Here is a 16,516-nt window from a genome sequence, read left to right on the forward strand (position 1 = left end):
TGGCGTTTCAGGAGTGACCAATCCATGGACGAGTGCTACGATCGCCGATGCCTGCGACGCGTGGAGCGAAGCAGGATCGCCGCGGGGCTTGCTCCCCCGGAAGGCAACGTGGAGGCTCGCTTCCTCACGCCGCAGATCCTGTCTAGTACCGCGTTGCCGCCGAAGACCACATCGGGGCTTGCTCCGACAAGTTGGAGGGGATGCGCTCGACGGCCTCGGTCGTCCGACCTCCCGGGCACGGATCCCACACCACGTGTGGCACTCCGGGAGCGGACGAGACAATTAGCAGCCTCATCGTCTCGACCTCTTTCGGCGTGCCCGAGACATGCCAGGAGGCATCGAGATGACCACGACCATGGACGAGTCGGTCGCCGTCCACGACCACGTCCCGCCCCGCCCCGTGAGCAAGCTCCCGGAACTCGCGCCGATCGCTGCGCGCCGCAAGGCAGCCGACAAGTTGATCGAGACCTTCAACCTCGACGAGGAGGCCGCGAGCTGCATCGCTGATGCAGTTGTCGATCCCGCCGAGCTGCGTCGCTCAATCGAGACCCCCACCCAGCTTGCCATCACCGGCGGGACGCTCCTCGCCGTACGGGCGAAGGTCTGGGCGCGCCGTACCCTGCCCGACATCCGCAACCCGCGGATCGGAACCGCCCGTCGCCACCCAATCGCCGTCGAGCCCGGCACCGATGAGGAGTCCCGCTTCGCGCCGGTCGGTGACCCGACCAGCGAGGGCACGACCCCGCATCTCACGGTCGAGGTCGAGTCGGCCGAGCACATGCGATGGGCTTCCGGCCTGGCCGCTCGTGCCGTCATCGAGGCTAACGACTGGCGGTACTCCATCCGCAACCAGGGCGTGCTCACCGAAGTGTGGCTGGTCGCCACCCGCTACGACCACACCGAGGACGGCAGCCCCGCGCTATGGGCTATGACCACTGCTGAGGGTTCCTCACGCACCACCGCCGCCCACGACATCCTCGGGATCGGCAACAGCATCGACGCTGTCGTGACGGCCGCCTCCGACACCTACATGCGCGGCCAGATCAAGGAGCTGAATACCGCCTTCGAGCAGGGCCCCACGACCAAGCAGTCCGAGGCGCTGCGCTGTGAAACGCTGCCGGCGCTCATCCTCGTCGGCTACCAGCCCCTCAGCGGAGGACCGGACCGGTTCTCGTCGGCGGTGAAATCGCTCGTGGCGCTGCGCCACGTCGACGCGCCGAAGGCGTGGGGCGACGGCCCCGAGATGGAGTCCCTCGCCGATGAGGCCCTGGCTGTCATGGAGGACCGCGGCATCCTCACGCCCCTGCGGCGCCGCTGGTTCGCCGGTTCGATCAGCCGCGCCCAGGCGAACGCCGCTCACTTGCCCACCGACCAGGCCATTCGGGCGGCCGAGATCATCGCACTGTTCACCAGCGACGACCAGCTCGTGCGCGACGCGATCCGCGACGCCGTCACGCGCCAGTCGACCCGCAAGCGGATCACGAAGAATGTTCGGGTCAGTCTCGCCGTGGCCCTGATCGTCCGGGCTGTCGCCGGCGAAGGCGCCAGCCCAGACCGGGTCCGCCGTTACATGCAACATGGATTCGTCGCCGTACGCGACAGGTACTTCAAGCCCACGCACCGCACCGCCGACGTGGTCGTCGCCGAAGCCTTGGACGAGCTGGACCAGGATCCTGCCGGTGACGCAGGGCCGGCGCGTCTCGAGCTCGCGGCCCGCTCGGCCTACCCGCTCATCGCCACGCTGTCACTGTGGGCCGACCGCGGCACGAAGGACAATCCGAACGCCGACGACCGGCGCCGCCCCGGCGAGGTCATCGACACCATGCTCACGTCGAGGCTCGGCATCCGGCAGCTGCACCGGGCGATCGTCGACCATCACGAGGGCCGCTCAACGCTGCGGGCGGTGAATGAAGACGGCAGCATCCGCCGTACCGAGGACCGTGCCCAGGACCAGACCCTTAACGACGTCTACCTGCGCTCGACGTTCCCGAAGCCGGGCTCGCCGCAGCGGCCGACCAGCACCGACACCCCGGACGACGCGCTGCGGGACGCCGCCGCACAGCTCGGCGCTGCCGTGCGGGCTGTCGAGGACGCGATGGCCGCGATCCGTGGGGTCAAGGCGCTCGACGGCACCGACCACGTCGAGACGGTCGGGGTTGACCGTAACCACGTCAGGGAGTGGAAGAACGTCCTGGATGATGCGACCTCGGACCTGGAGTTCTGGGGCCGGATCTGGGAGCGGCGCAACCGCGGAGCCCGGGCTGCCGCTCGGCGCGATGACAACTGGGAGGCCGAGTACGACGACGATCCCGATCGCGCGGTCGAGGCGTGGGAGGACGAGGAAGCCGACGACCTGAAGGTTGTGTCGTGACCCCTGTCCGCCTCGCGTCGCTCGCCGCCTATGCCGGTGACAAGCTCCATCCCGACGGGCCGTCTGGGCCGTTGCCCTTCAGCCCGCACATCAGCGTCAGCGCACGCAACGTGGTCTACCTCGTGTGCGGCTGGTCCGGAAGGATCCTCTACGTCGGATCCACCACGGTCGGCGTCCGCACGCGCTTCTCTCAGCACCTCGCGAGCCTGACAAAGACGCTCGATTGGGCGAGCGTGTACATCATTCCGCTCACCGATGGCACCTCAGAGAGGGACGTGCGCCGGATCGAAGGACGCATCGGGCTCGCTGTTGGGCCTGAGCGGAACAAGGCGTTGCCTCGCATCGCCGTCGATTGCTGAACTGCGTTGCGCTGGCCCTGGCCTTACCCAGGGCCAGCGCAACGCCGCGGCGATGCAGATGGGCAGATCTGACCGCGCTGGCCCGGCTTGCCTCATCCCGACTAGGGCGTGTCCTCCGCTGCTCAGGTTGCCGAGGCGTGGCAACCTGGCAGGGCGTAGATCAGCTGGGGGTGGACCTGCCATGGCCGAAGCTTCGATCGAGGTTGCCGACGACGGCGGCGAGGGAGGTGTTGACGCTTCCTGGCGGGCGGCTGTCGTACGTCGAATGGCCGAGCTGCGCGAGTTCGCCAAGGGGCTGAGCGGGGCCGACTTCGAGTCGGGCGACTGGTTCACCAAGTTGTGCATGCATGTGCTGAGGACATACGCCGCCAAGGTCGATGCGGAGTACCTGCTGAGGCGGAATCCCGGCATGCCCGCGAACGCCTTGGTCGACCAGCGGATCAAGCTGGCGGCCCGGGAGGCCGCGATCGCGGGCGGAGTTGCGGGCAGTGTGTACACGGGTGTCTTCGTGTCCAAGCTGGGCCCACGTGGTGGCGCTGGCTCTTCCAGCTCTGCCACCCTCGCGGCTGGCGGTATGTCCGCCCTGGGCAACCTCGCGTACGTCTCGCGGGTGCAGCTGAGGTTGGCCTGGGACATTGCGGTGCTCTACCGGGTGCCGCCTGACCTGAACGACCCGGAAGAGCTGGGAGAGTTCGTCCGGGTGGCGTTCGGGATCAAGGCTGGGGAGCTGCCTGTTGCGGGCGCGGTCACGGTGGCGCCGGAGATGACGCGCAGGGCCGTCAAGAAGGTTTACTCGGGGAAGAGGCTGGAAGCGGCGAAGCAACTGCCGATCATCGGTGAGGACCTGCTGCAGCGCAGGGTCATGAGAACAGCGATCCCGGGTGTTGTCGTCCCTCTCGCTGCGCTGGCGAGCCGCACCATGACCAAGGCCGCGGGCGAGCACGCGCGGTTGGTCTTCGGGGATAAGGCGAAGGTGTTGGAGCGGGCCGAGAGGCTGATCAGACGGACCCGGCATGTGGAGTTGATGTTGTGGGTCGCCTGGCTGGTCATCGAAGCCGACCAGAAGAGAAGCGACGAAGAGTACCTGCTGATGAGGCACCTGCTGAGGCTGGCGAAGGAGCAGCATCAGCACGTCGACGACCAGCTCGAGAAGGTCATCGCGGTTGAACCCGCCGAGGTGTGGGAGCGCGTGGCCGCCGCGACCGGGGAGCTGAGTGACGTCCTTGACGCTGCGCAGCAGGTAGCTGAGGTGGACGGGCCGGTCAACGAGCAAGAGAAGGCCGTCCTCGACGAGCTTCACGACCGCTGCCGGCGGGACTGACGCCGCCGTCCCGACCTCAGCCGACCTGATGCACGGGCGTCGGTGGACTGGTGGATCAGTGGGCGGGGTGCAGGATGCGGCCGGCGGTGGCGAGCAGCTCCGCCGGGCGAACGTGTCAGCGATGTGGTGCAGGCCGGCAGCTTCGCGCAGCTGAACGTCGGTGTCATGGTGGGTCGGGGATCAGGGTCGCGGCGATCTGCTCGGCCGGTTCGGCGGTGCTCAGCCCGCCGACGTGTAGGTCGTTCTCGAGCCACAAACCTGCGTCCGAGCACAACTGCTCCTCTGGACCAGTACAACGTTCGCCCTGTTGTTGCCTGGCGTTAGCTCGTGCTGGCTAGCGTGGTTTGCTCAGTCTCCGGCGACGCCGGTCGCCATCGCCTCGGCCAACCGATCCAGGCGCTACTGCCGAAGCCGTCCGACTCGATCAAACTCTCACAGTCTGCTGAGGGCGCCGTCGTATGGGTCAACGTGCACAACGTGCACAGCCAGGTACATCGTGCAGATGGCGGAGGCACGTCCGAGCCTTCAACCGACCGCGAGCCGGCCGGCCAGCGGACTCAGCGAGACCCAAAGGAACGAGCGGGCGGCCATCGTGACGTTCCGTTACCAGCGAGCCGGCACCGACCGTGTGGCGTATCCGCGTCTGCCGATGCCAGCTCGTCGAGATGACCAACAACGACGTGCACTCACCGCGCTCGACGTGCAGTCAGGGCCGGTCCTCTAGGCAGAAGCCATAGCGGGTCCCTTCGCCGGCCTAGCCCGCGTTTCCACAGAAGCCGCAGGGGTCAGAACCTATGAGGCCCTCGGTACTCACAGTCGCGGTAGCCGGGTGGAGCACCCCACGATTTTCCGCACGAGCAGAAGTAGACGTGGGTGTGGACGCCCGGGTAGATCATCGCGTCGCGCCGGACCGAGTGGCCGAGGCGTAGGGCGTGCCACAGGGCTCGGATCACAGCTGCCACCTTACTGGGTGTCCCTATTCGTCATCGCGCGCTGGGCATCCGTGTTCTCCGGACATGCCTGCGGGTTCAGGCAGCCGGGCGGAGGACGCCGCCCGCCGGGTCGGCGCCGATGTGGCCGCCATCGGCGAGGTCGAGCTGATGGCGTTCGCCGGTGCGAACTGCCAGGGCGAAGCTGACGAGTGGGCGCTGATCGAATGGCGGGCGATCCGGTTGGCAATGGTGCTGTCCGGGCTTGACTTCGGCGGTCCGCTGCCCCGATGAGGCTGTGGCTGTGGACGATTCGCTGCACCGCAACCTCGGTGATCTGATGCGGATGACCGGCTGAGGGCGCTACGTCGACACCTCGCCGCGTTCGTAGTGGTCCCCAGCCATATCCGTCGGTTTTTCCGCTAGGACTACGGAAACCCGTACGACTGGTCCGAAGGCGACGATGTCGAAATGGTCGGTGGCCGATCGTAGGATGCGCTCGTGGCGCTGATCTATGCATTTGAAGACGAGGACGGCAGTTGGCACGGCAACCCTGGCAGGACCTATCGAGGGATGGGCCGGGCGACGTACGCGACGTTGACCTTTTGCCCTGGCCCCGCCGAGCCGGGTGCCGACAGCAGCTTCGCCGGGCAGACGTTGCGCGTCGCGGTGGCTAGCATTGACGAGCAGGTGGCCGGCGAGATCGCGTATCGGCTCGACAACGGTACGGTGCACTACGCAACCGACGAGGTCGACGAGCTGCTGTTCGGCATCGACGTGCACCGGCTGCCCATCAGCTCCTGGCCACCGGTCGTGCACCATCCGGTGCCAGCTGCTCCCGCCACACCAGCGGAGCCGGATCCGACGCCGCTGGTGCTGTCGTGGGAGGTCAGCGACGCCGGGCGGCACTACACGCTGACCCTCACCAGGGGCATGGTCGGCCCGACCGTCGAGGTGACCGGCGCCGACACCGAGGGCCAGCTCATCGCCCAGCTCGCCGGACACCTGCCGGGCGACGATCTGTCCCTGGTGGCGCGGGTGTTCCTTGCCGCCGTGGCGAACCCCGGCGTGTCGACACGCGTTCCGGCGGCCCGCCGTCCCCGATCCTGGTCGGAGCAGGAGACCGCGTACGTGGCCAGCCGGCACCGCGACGGCGCCGATGCCGAGGCGATCGCCGTGGAGCTGGGGCGGACCGCCAACAGCATCCGGTACAAGCTGCACGCCCTGGGCCTGGCCCCGTTTCCCGGGCCGAACACCAGCCGCCCACCGGCACCCCCGCGAACGCCGGCGTACACGATGGAAGACCTGCGCCAAGTCCACTCGAACTCGCACAGGCCGTGGGAGCCCGAGGACGACGAACGGCTCGCCCGACGCGCCGCAGAAGGCGCGAGCATCTCCGAGTTGATGGAGGAGTTCGGCCGTAACCACGGCGCGATCACCTCCCGCCTGGCACGGGTACAGCCCCCGGTCGCCCCCAGCCCGCCGCCAGCCGCTCCCTGAGCCCACCAGGCGGCCGCCCGCAGGCATCGATAGCCGGTTCCTCGCGTACCTGACGCGGCTAGTCCGCTGAGGGGACCAGCGGGCGCGGGAAAGTAGCCAACGGAACGCCACAAACTACATAGCCGGTCTCAATGGCCGTTGCGGCCACCTGAGTGCGGCGTGCTTTCATACCGGCTATGCGATCCGTCCCTCTAGACATCCTCTCTCGCCTGGATCTGGAAGGGGCCGCGCGACGGGAGGCCGACGCCACGGAGCCGCTGATCCCGTCGTCGCCCGGCACCGACCAGTTGAAGGACAACGCAGCTCCCTTCGCCTCCTGGCTCGGCGGCCAGCTCCGGGCCGGGCTGCCGACCGGCCGCGGCCTGGTAATCGCCGTCGCCAAGCCGGTGACCGGCAGCCGGCCGGTCGCGATCTGGGGATTCGCCGAGCGGGTCACCTACCGGGCACTCACCGACCTGCTCATGACCGAGGCGAAACACGAGGTGGACCGCTCGCCCGAACGGTACCGGGACTTCATCTCCGCGCCGATGACCTACGCCGAGGAGCGCGGCACGCGGCCGGACGACAACGAGGATGGCTCCCCCTTCGCCACCCCCTGGCCCGCCGATGCGATCATCCAGTACGTCGTGAAGGCCGACCTCGCCTCGTTCTATGACTACATCGACCACGACATCCTCGGCCGTGAACTTCTAGTTCGCACCGGAGACCATGCCGCCGTCGAGTGTCTGCTCGACCTCCTTGGCGAGGTCCAGGGCCGGCGGTACGGGCTGCCCCAGTTGCTCGAGCCTTCGGATCGTCTCTCCGATCTCTACGCGGGCCGGGTGCTGCGCGCGCTGCGCCGGAAGCAGTGGGCGGCCTGGCGCTTCAACGATGACTTCCGGATCGCCGTCGAGACGTTCGAGGATGCCAAGCGCGCGCTTGATGATCTGGCGGCGGCCGCTCGCGACAACGGCCTTGTGCTGAACGAGTCCAAGACCCGCACTCCGTCAATCACCAGCTACTGGCACGAAACAGTGATTAGTCAGGTCGACGCCCATCTGCCGAGGGACGGGGCCGAGCACGACCCAGCTGACTTTGTGGCCGACTACACTGAAGGGGCCCGCGACAGCGACCCCGAGTGGGCCCTCAGCTTCCTCGAGTCGACCGTCACACCCCGCGGCCTAAGAGCTGGGGTGCAGGCCGAAGGACAGACAAACCTGCGCGATGTCGACCGCTTCGGCATCCGGTACATCCGACGTGCGCTGATCAGACTGGCCGATCCCGGGGAACCGCGCGCGCTCTCGGTGCTGTCGAAGACGGAAGGCATCGTTGCATTCGTCGCGTCCGCGACGCCATACGTGCTGCGCTATCTGCGGGCCATGGTCGCGCTCGACCGGTCGGCGGTGACCCGCATTGTTGAGGCCATCACTGCGGACGTCAGCCTCAGCAGCTGGCAACGGCTCTGCCTACTTCGCGCAATCGGTGATCTGGACTTGCTCGACTCGGAACCACTCTCCACCTGGGTCGAGGGCCACCGCGCGCAGCGTTTCGAGCCCGTCGTGCGCGCCGAAGCCGCCCTGGCCCTCGCGGCCGTGAACCGAATCGAGGCGCAGGAGATCACCCGCGGCCTCGACGAGGAACCGTCGGCTCTAGCCTCCTGGTATTTGGTGGCCCTGCAGCGACTGCACGACTGCGGAGCCGTCAACCGGGAGACCTGCGACGCCGTCCGCGAAGAGGGCGGCCTGCACGAGACGCTCCTGGTCCGGTCATGACCCTGGAACCCGTGATGCTCGACATCACCGAGGGCGCCCTAGAAGAGCTGACAACGACCTATGCCAGGCACAACGCCACGACGACCGGCCGGCCGCCGGCCCGATCCCTGCGCCGTTACCGAGACGGAATCGTCGGCGACGCTGCTGCGGCTGACCGGGCGGCCTGCTGGCTACGCCTGGTCAGCGTCGTCGAGATCTATACGGAGACTCTTCTGCGGCGTCTCTCCGATGAACAACCGGGGCGGGCGCCGCGCGGTTGGAGTGACGTCACGGAGTCGTTGAAGCGCCACCACAACATTGACGTCGCAGCCGTCGAGGGTTGGGCAAGGTTGGATGCCAGCTTCACCGTTCGCAACGCTGTCGCCCACGGGCTGGGACGCTTCACCGCCAGGCAGATCGAAAAGGGGGAGCCCCGCAAAATGCGCCTCATCGCCGTGCAGGTGCGCGACGGAGCGGTGGTGATTACTCCCGAGGCCCTCGCTGCCTGTGCCGAAACCTGCCGGGTCTTCGTCACTGCGCTGGACGCGTGCTCGAGGCCGTCCACGGCATTCGGACCAGCGCAGACGGAGGCTTGCCGACGCTTATCTGGCTAGGCGCCAGCCGGGCGATCGATTGAGCCGCATCTGCTGGAGTCGGATCAACGACGCGTGGGCGGCCCTAGGAAACGGTGCCGCTAGCCTTTCTGCAAGGCCGGTGCGTGTCGCTACGGAAAGGCTAGATTCGCCGCGGGGGCTTCTAGCCGGCTCCGAAGTCCGGCGCGCAGACCGTGAGGTCATGCTCGGGTCGCTGCTCTTCATCCACGGCATCGGCAATGGGGATAAGCGCATGTAAGGCGAGACCGGCAGCTGGCCCGGGACGGCGTCCAACATTCGTCAGGCCCTGGGGCCGTCGATCAAGGGATGAACCGCGATGGCTGACGACGCGTCCTCGACGGTCCCGCCCCGGGCGGCCGCCCCATCGATCACGATGCCCAAGGGCGGCGGTGCGGTTCGGGCGATCGGGGAGAAGTTCGCCGCCAACCCGGTCACCGGCACCGGCACCCTGACGATTCCGCTCCCGACCAGCGCAGGCCGCTCCGGCTTCGGGCCCGAGCTGCGCCTGGCGTACAACTCCGGCACCGGGCAGACCGCGTTCGGCCTGGGCTGGGACGTCGATCTGCCGCGGATCACCCGCCGGACCGACAAGGGCCTGCCGACCTACGACGACGCCCGGGACGCCGACGTCTTCGTCCTCTCCGACACCGACGACCTGGTGCCGGAACTGGACGCGGACGGCCGCCTGGTGCGGCGCGACAGCCCGCAGGGCGATTTCCGGGTGACCCGCTACCGACCGCGGGTGGAGAACCGGTACGACCGGATCGAGCGCTGGACCGGGCCCGACGGGCAGATCCACTGGCGCTCGATCAGCCGGGACAACGTCACCACCGTGTACGGCCGCGACGGCAACTCCCGGATCGCCGACCCGGCCGACCCGCTGCGGCGCATCTTCAGCTGGCTGATCTGCGAGTCGTACGACGACCGCGGCAACGCGATCGAGTACCGATACGCCGAGGAGGACGACGCCGACGTCCCACTGTCCGCCGCCCACGAGCGCAACCGTCCGCCCGCCGCCCGTACCACGAACCGATACCTCAAGTCGGTCCGCTACGGCAACCGGATCAGCCGCCTCGCGCCGCCGCGCCCGGTACCCAAACGGCCCTGGCTGTTCGAGCTGGTCTTCGACTACGGCGAGCACGACACCGGCGGTTGGGTGTGCCGCGCCGACCCATTCTCCACCAACCGCGCCGGCTTCGAGGTCCGCGCCTACCGGCTCTGCCAGCAGGTGCTGATGGTCCACCACTTCGCCGGCGAGCCCGGGGTCGGCGACGACTGCGTGGTCCGGTCGCTGCGGCTGGCCTACCGCGGCGACGCCCAGCGCGGCGAGCCGGCCGGGTCGCTGCTGGCCTCGACCACGCTGACCGGCCACCGCCGCTCCGGTGCCGGCTACGTCCACCGCAGCCTGCCCTCGCTGGAGTTCACCTACACCACCGCCACCGCCCACCCCGAGGTACACGACCTGGAGCCGGCGGGTGTGGACACGGCCGGCGCCGAATGGGCCGACCTGGACGGCGACTCGATCAGCGGCCTGCTCACCCGGTACGCCGGCGCCTGGTACCACCGGGCGAACCAGGGCGGCGGACGGCTGGCCCCGCCGCGCCGCCTGCCCAGCATGCCGTCGGCCGGCGACCGCGGGCAGCTCATGGACCTGGCCGGCGACGGCCGGCTCGACGTCGTCGACTTCGCCCGCCCCGTCCCCGGTTTCGCCGAGCGAACCGACGACGGCGACTGGTCGCCATGGCACAAGTTCGGCGCGCTGCCGGCCCGCGCCTGGGACGACCCGAACCTGCACTTCGCCGACCTGGACAGCGACGGCCTGACTGACGTGCTGGTCACCGAGGTCGACGCAATCGTCTGGCACCGGTCGCTGGGGGAGGAGGGCTTCGGCGAGGCGATCAGGGTGCCGCTCCCACCGGACGACGACACCGGCCCACGGCTGCTGTTCGCCGACGGCTCCCAGTCGGTGTACGTCGCCGACATGACCGGCGATCGCCTGCCCGACGTGGTCCGGGTCCGCAACGGCGAGATCTGCTACTGGGCCGGCCTGGGCCGTGGCCGGTTCGGGCCGAAGACGGTCATGGACGGCTCGCCGCTGCTCGACCACCCGGACCGCTTCGACCAGCGCCGGGTACGCCTGGCCGACCTGGACGGCAAGGGCCCAGCCGACCTGCTCTACCTGGGCGCCGACGGCGCCGTCCGATACACCAACCTGATGGGCAACGGCTGGTCCGGCCCGGACCGGTTGCCGCTGGTCCCACCGGTCGACGACGTGTCGGTGGTGGACCTGCTCGGCTCGGGCACCGCCTGCCTAATCTGGTCCACGGCGGCCGGCGGCCGCCGCCGGGTCCGGTACGCCGACCTGACCGGCCAGAAGCCGGATCTGCTGGAACGGGTGACCAACAACTTCGGCGGCGAGACCACGATCAGGTGGACCACCTCCACCCACTGCTGGCTGCGCGACGACGCGGAAGGCCGCCCGTGGCTGACCCGGGTGCCGTTCCCGGTCCACGTCGTCGAACAGGTCGAGACCGTCGACCGGGTCGCCCGCACCCGCTTCGTCACCCGCTACCGCTACCGGGACCCCTGGTTCGACCCGGACGACCGGGAGTTCCGCGGCTTCGCCTTGGTGGTGCAGGACGACGCCGAGGAGATCGCCGCGCTCGGCCGCACCGACCGGCTCGCGGCGAACGAGGACCCCGCCCACCGGCTGCCGCCAACCCGTACCCGCAGCTGGTTCCACACCGGCGCGTTCCTCGGCCGCGACCGACTCTCGAAGCTCTTCGCCGAGGGCTACTACCCGCCGCCCGAGCACGCCACCCCGGCCGCGCTGAGCTGGCTGCTCGACGACACCCCGCTGCCCGGCAGGCTGCCCGAGGGGGAGGAGCGGGAGGCCTGCCGCGCGCTGAAGGGCCGGCTGCTGCGGCAGGAGGTGTACGCCCTCGACGGCACCGAGCGGGAGCCGCACCCGTACACGGTGGTGGAGCACAACTACGGCATCCGCACGCTGCAGGCCCCGGTCGCCGGGCGCGCCGGGGTGTTCGCCGTGGATCCGCGGGAGACGGTCACCGCCACCTGTGAACGCCAGCCGGACGACGCCCGGGTCAGCCATGAGGTGGTGCTGGACGTCGACCCGTTCGGCACGGTGCTGCACTCGGTGACGCTCGCCTACGGGCGATCCGCCGAGGACTCCACCCTGCCGCCGCGCACCCGGGCGGTGCAGGCGACCACCCTCGCCCTCGAAACCCGGGTCGAGGTGACCGGGAAGGTCGACGAGGACGGCGCGTACCGGGCGCCGGTGCCGTACGACACCAAGCGGTTCCAGCTCAGCGGCCCGGCGATCGACGGCGCACGGCCGCGACTGGACCGTGCGTACGTGAAGAAGATCCTCGCCGGGCTCACCCGCCGCCTGACCGGACGCGAACGCGTCCGGTTCTTCGCCGACGACCTGAGCGGGCCGCTCGCCTGGGGCGAACGGCAGTCGCGTGGCCTGGTGCACGAGACGTACCGGCTCGCGCTGCCGGACGCGCTGCGTGACGAGCTCTACGGCGTCCGGGTGACCGGCGCCGACATGACCGCGGCCGGCTACGTCGCCGCGGACGGCGGCTGGTGGGCGCCGTCCGGCACGGTCCGCTACGGCGCGGACCTGGACGACACCCGGCAGCACTTCTTCGTGCCGCGCTCGTACGTCGACCCGTTCAACGCGGTCACCGCCGTCGAGTACGACGACTACGACCTCCTGCCGGTACAGACCGTCGACCCGCTCGGCAACACCGTCACGGTGGGTGAGCGGGACGCGGCGGGCGGCCGTACCCCCGGCATGGACTACCGGGTGCTCGCGCCGACGCTGACCACGGACCCCAACCGCAACCGCACCGCGGCGCTCTTCGACACGCTCGGCATGGTTGCCGCGATCGCGCTGCTCGGCCGGGTGGGCGCGGAGACCGGCGACCGGCTCGACGGCATCGACCCCGACCTGCCGGACACCGCGATCACGGCGTTCTGGACCGATCCGTACGGCGCCGCCACCGCACTGCTCGGCGAGGCGACCAGCCGTACGGTCTATGACCTGGACGCCTACCGGCGCACCGCCGCCGGCGCCGACCCGCAGCCCACGGGGGTGGCGACCATCGCCCGCGAGAGGCACGTCAACGACCCGCCCGCCGCCGGTCCACCGCAGGTGACCTTCGCCTACGCCGACGGCGGCGGCCGCGAGCTGCAGCGCAAGCTGCCCGCCGAGCTTGACCCGGCGATGCCGGGCCCCGGTCCGCGGCCGCCACGCTGGGCCGGCACCGGCTGGGTGGTCCTCGACAACAAGGGCAATCCGGTACGTCGCTACGAGACATTCTTCACGCCCCGGCACACCTTCGAGTTCGCCGTCATGCACGGCGTCAGCCAAGTGCTCTGCTACGACCCGCCGGGCCGGGTGGTGGCCACGTTCCACCCCCACCACACCTACGACAAGGTGGTCATCGGCGCCTGGCAGCAGCAGGCCTGGGACGCCAACGACACCGCGGGCCTTCCCGACGGCGCCGGGCGCCCGGCCGGCGACCCCACCGGCGATCCGGATGTGGCCCGCTTTGCCGCTGCCTTGCTCACCGCCGACTACCTGCCCACCTGGATGCGGCGGCGGCTCAACGGCGGCCTGGGCCAGCGGGAGGCCGACGCCGCTAAACGGACCCTGCCGCATGCCGGCACGCCACTGACGACCTGCCTGGACCCGCTCGGGCGCCCGGTGCTCACGGTGGCGCACAACCGCACCCCCGACGAGGCCGGCGGCCCGCCGGTGGACACCCTGCACCGCACCCACACCGTTCTCGACATCCTCGGCAATCACCTGGAGGTGGCCGACTGCACCGACGGCACGCCCGGGCCGGGCGATGGCACCGCAGACCGGACGCTGGCCCGCATCGACCACGACCTGCTTGGCAACCCGCTGCGCGAGCACGGCGTGGACACCGCGGCGCGGCTGCTGCTGGTAGACGTCGCCGCCGAATCGGTCACCGGGTGGGAGGTCGTGGACGAAGCCGGTGCGGAGCGGGCGCGGACCACGAGCCGAGACCAGCTGCGCCGGCCAGTCGAGGCGATGGTCCGGGAGAGCGGCCAGGACCGAGTCGTGCACCGGATCGAGTACGGCGAGCAGGCCTCCGATCCGGAGGCGGGGAACCTGCGCGGGCGGGTGTGGCGGGTGTACGACGGCGCGGGTCGGGCCGAGTCCGCGTACGATTTGCACGGCAACGAGGTGCGCGCGACGCGGCGGCTGTTCGCCGGGGCGGCGTACCAGGACGCCGTGGACTGGGCCGCCGGGCCGGCGCTGGAGGGTCACGAGTACCTCGGCGCCGCCCGATTCGACATCTCCGGCCGCAGGTACGAGCAGACCCATCCGGACGGGACGGTGGTGCGCCACGAGTACAACCGGGCGGGTCTGCTCAGCGGTGTGGCGGCGACGTTGGCGCCGTCCGGCCGGGAACTGACCGTGGTGGCGAGCGTCGAGTACGACGCCAAGGGCCAGCGCACCGCGATCACCTACGGCAACGGCACGACGACGACCCTGACGTACGACCCGGATACGCTGCGGCTGCGGACGGTTAAGAGCAGCGGCGGGGCACAGGATCTCGGGTACGTCTACGACCCGGCCGGGAACGTCACCCACGTCGCCGACGCCGCCCAAGCGTCGGTGTTCCGGCTGAACACGCTGGTGGAGGCGGCCACCGACTACACGTACGACGCGCTGTACCGGCTCGTCGTGGCGCACGGCCGCGAACACGTCGCCCCGCTCACCCCGACCGGCGCCAGCGACGCGTCCCGGGTGAACCCGGCGGACCCCAACGCCCTGGGCCGCTACCGCGAGCGGCACACCTACGACGTCGTCGGCAACCTCACCGAGCTGCGGCACCGCGGCACTGACCCAGCGCATCCGGGATGGACCCGCACGTTCGCCTACCAGGCGCAGAGCCGCCTGCCCGGGACGCCGGCCGGCGTGCACGGCAATCGGCTGACCGCCACGGAGACAGCGAACGGCGGGCTGGACGCACAGGCGTACCACCATGACATGCGCGGCAACATGGACATCCTGCCGCCGCTGACGCTGGTCCGCTGGGATCACGACGACCGGTTGCGGGCCACCTCCACGCAGAGCGTCGGGCCTGGGCTGGTGCCGGAGACCACGTACTACTGCTACGACCAGGGCGGCGAACGGCTGCGGTGGGTGCGCGACGGGCAGGTGGCGGCCCCTTCCTCGGCAGCGCCCGTGGACGAGCGGATCTATCTCGGCGAGTTCGAGGTGTACCGGTCATTCGGCGGGACTGGCGCGGTGACGCTGGAACGCACCACGGTGCACGTCATGGACGGTCCACGACGGATCGCGCTGATCGAGACGCGGGTGGACCCGGGCGCGGCCGCCGACCCGGACCGGCTGGTGATCCGCTTCCAGTACGCGAACTACCTGGGCTCGGCGGTGCTGGAACTGGACGACCAGGGCGGGTTCGTGTCCTACGAGGAGTACTACGCGTACGGGTGCACGGCGCTGGTGCACTGGCGGGCCAACGCGCCGCCGAAGCGGTACCGGTTCACCGGCAAGGAACGCGACGCGAACGGCCTGTACTACCACGGCGCCCGCTACTACGCGCCCTGGCTCTGCCGCTGGACCGCCCCCGACCCTGAGCCCGCACCCAACCTGTACCGCTACTGCGACGGCAACCCGGTCATGTTGTCGGATCCCAGCGGGCGCAGCCCGAACGGGAACGAGTGGGTGGCCAGCCCGGCCTTCCCTGAGGACATCGAGAACCTGCACCAGGTGCTCGGACCCGACTACGACCAACTGCCGCAGGCGCTGGATCTGGAAACCGGAACGTCATCGCCGGTGCTGCCGAGCGAAACGATGATCGTCCGGAAGCAGCTGAATGAGGGAGGCGCCTTTTTCCTAGCCGGGAAGTATCAGGCCCTGACGGTCCACGAATACTTCATGATCGAGAAGTCGGACGTGTTCGTCGCCAACCGCGACGGCTCGTTCACGGTGCACAGCCGGCCACAGATAACTTCGCTCGGAAGGATGGCCCCCGCGCTCCGGGACACCCCGATATCGGAGCAACTGCAACTCGCCGTCGAGTTGGGGCTGATGTTCTTCCCGTGGGACGAGGCCGCAAAGGCGCTCCCGGGCGTCGCCGCGGCGGCCAAGGGTGGCGGCAAAGCAGCACAGGTGGCCGTGTCGGGAGTCCATGAGTCCTTGCTTCAGCAGGCGCAGGTTGTCGCCCTCCGGTCCACCGAGGAGCAGGCTCGGTTCCTTGCCGAGCTCGTCCCCGGGCTGGAGCGGGAACAAGCCATAAAAATCCTGGAGAGCGCCTTCAAAAACGATTCTTCCGCGGTATTCGGCGGGAGCCGTATCCGGGGGAATTTTCATATGGGAAGCGACCTCGATGTGGGCTTCAGCAAGCTCACCGCGAATCAGGCGACGAAGGTCACGGCCCGCCTCTCGAGAGCGGGGCCGTTGGGGTTGGAGCAAAACGTTCGCATCGTCACGGGAAATATTTCGAGAAATATTCCCCACATCGTCTCGCCGGAGGAATTCTTCCAGCGTATCGGTATCCGCGCGATGCAGGACGCCCAGGCAGGCCGGGTCTTCCTGCCCTCCGGGTCGGTCACGGCCGTTCCCGGAGGAAGGATCTTCTACATCCCACCCGGCATCCGTTGACG

Annotated in this window: 8 protein-coding genes; all 8 read left to right on the top strand. The window is 69.5% G+C overall.

Features of this window, described 5'->3' with window-relative positions:
* Positions 1-343 precede the first annotated feature (343 nt).
* On the top strand, positions 344-2,371 hold the full coding sequence (locus tag RMN56_RS20615; protein WP_313719143.1) for a hypothetical protein: 2,028 nt from the start codon (positions 344-346) through the stop codon (positions 2,369-2,371).
* Positions 2,368-2,730: a GIY-YIG nuclease family protein gene (locus RMN56_RS20620; protein ID WP_313719144.1), complete on the top strand. Its 363-nt coding sequence runs from the start codon at positions 2,368-2,370 to the stop codon at positions 2,728-2,730. Before RMN56_RS20615 ends, RMN56_RS20620 begins: the two co-directional genes overlap by 4 nt.
* Positions 2,731-2,911: 181 nt before the next feature.
* A complete protein-coding gene (locus RMN56_RS20625) occupies positions 2,912-4,051 on the top strand; it encodes a hypothetical protein (protein ID WP_313719145.1) in 1,140 nt (379 codons plus the stop codon).
* 1,016 nt (positions 4,052-5,067) lie between these two features.
* Complete coding sequence (locus tag RMN56_RS20630) at positions 5,068-5,274, top strand: hypothetical protein (RefSeq protein WP_313719146.1); 207 nt, start codon at positions 5,068-5,070, stop codon at positions 5,272-5,274.
* Between the two features lie 207 nt (positions 5,275-5,481).
* Entirely contained in the window at positions 5,482-6,480 is a 999-nt protein-coding gene (locus tag RMN56_RS20635; RefSeq protein ID WP_313719148.1) for a hypothetical protein, read from the top strand.
* 176 nt (positions 6,481-6,656) lie between these two features.
* The gene (locus RMN56_RS20640) at positions 6,657-8,231 is read left to right on the top strand and encodes a reverse transcriptase domain-containing protein (protein WP_313719149.1); all 1,575 of its coding nucleotides are present in this window, start codon (positions 6,657-6,659) and stop codon (positions 8,229-8,231) included.
* Between the two features lie 11 nt (positions 8,232-8,242).
* Positions 8,243-8,824 (top strand): hypothetical protein, encoded by a 582-nt coding sequence (locus tag RMN56_RS20645; RefSeq protein ID WP_313719150.1) that lies wholly within the window; start codon positions 8,243-8,245, stop codon positions 8,822-8,824.
* A 316-nt stretch (positions 8,825-9,140) separates the two neighbouring features.
* Positions 9,141-16,514, top strand: coding sequence for a SpvB/TcaC N-terminal domain-containing protein (locus tag RMN56_RS20650; protein ID WP_313719151.1), 7,374 nt, complete (start codon positions 9,141-9,143; stop codon positions 16,512-16,514).
* Positions 16,515-16,516 lie beyond the last annotated feature (2 nt).

This window comes from Micromonospora halotolerans (assembly GCF_032108445.1).
GTDB lineage: Bacteria > Actinomycetota > Actinomycetes > Mycobacteriales > Micromonosporaceae > Micromonospora > Micromonospora halotolerans.

Excerpts from the sequence above, each read along its gene's own strand:
- RMN56_RS20615 (WP_313719143.1), top strand. The coding sequence starts at position 344 with ATGACCACGACCATGGACGAGTCGGTCGCCGTCCACGACCACGTCCCG.
- RMN56_RS20625 (WP_313719145.1), top strand. The coding sequence starts at position 2,912 with ATGGCCGAAGCTTCGATCGAGGTTGCCGACGACGGCGGCGAGGGAGGT.
- RMN56_RS20630 (WP_313719146.1), top strand. The coding sequence starts at position 5,068 with ATGCCTGCGGGTTCAGGCAGCCGGGCGGAGGACGCCGCCCGCCGGGTC.
- RMN56_RS20640 (WP_313719149.1), top strand. The coding sequence starts at position 6,657 with ATGCGATCCGTCCCTCTAGACATCCTCTCTCGCCTGGATCTGGAAGGG.
- RMN56_RS20650 (WP_313719151.1), top strand. The coding sequence starts at position 9,141 with ATGGCTGACGACGCGTCCTCGACGGTCCCGCCCCGGGCGGCCGCCCCA.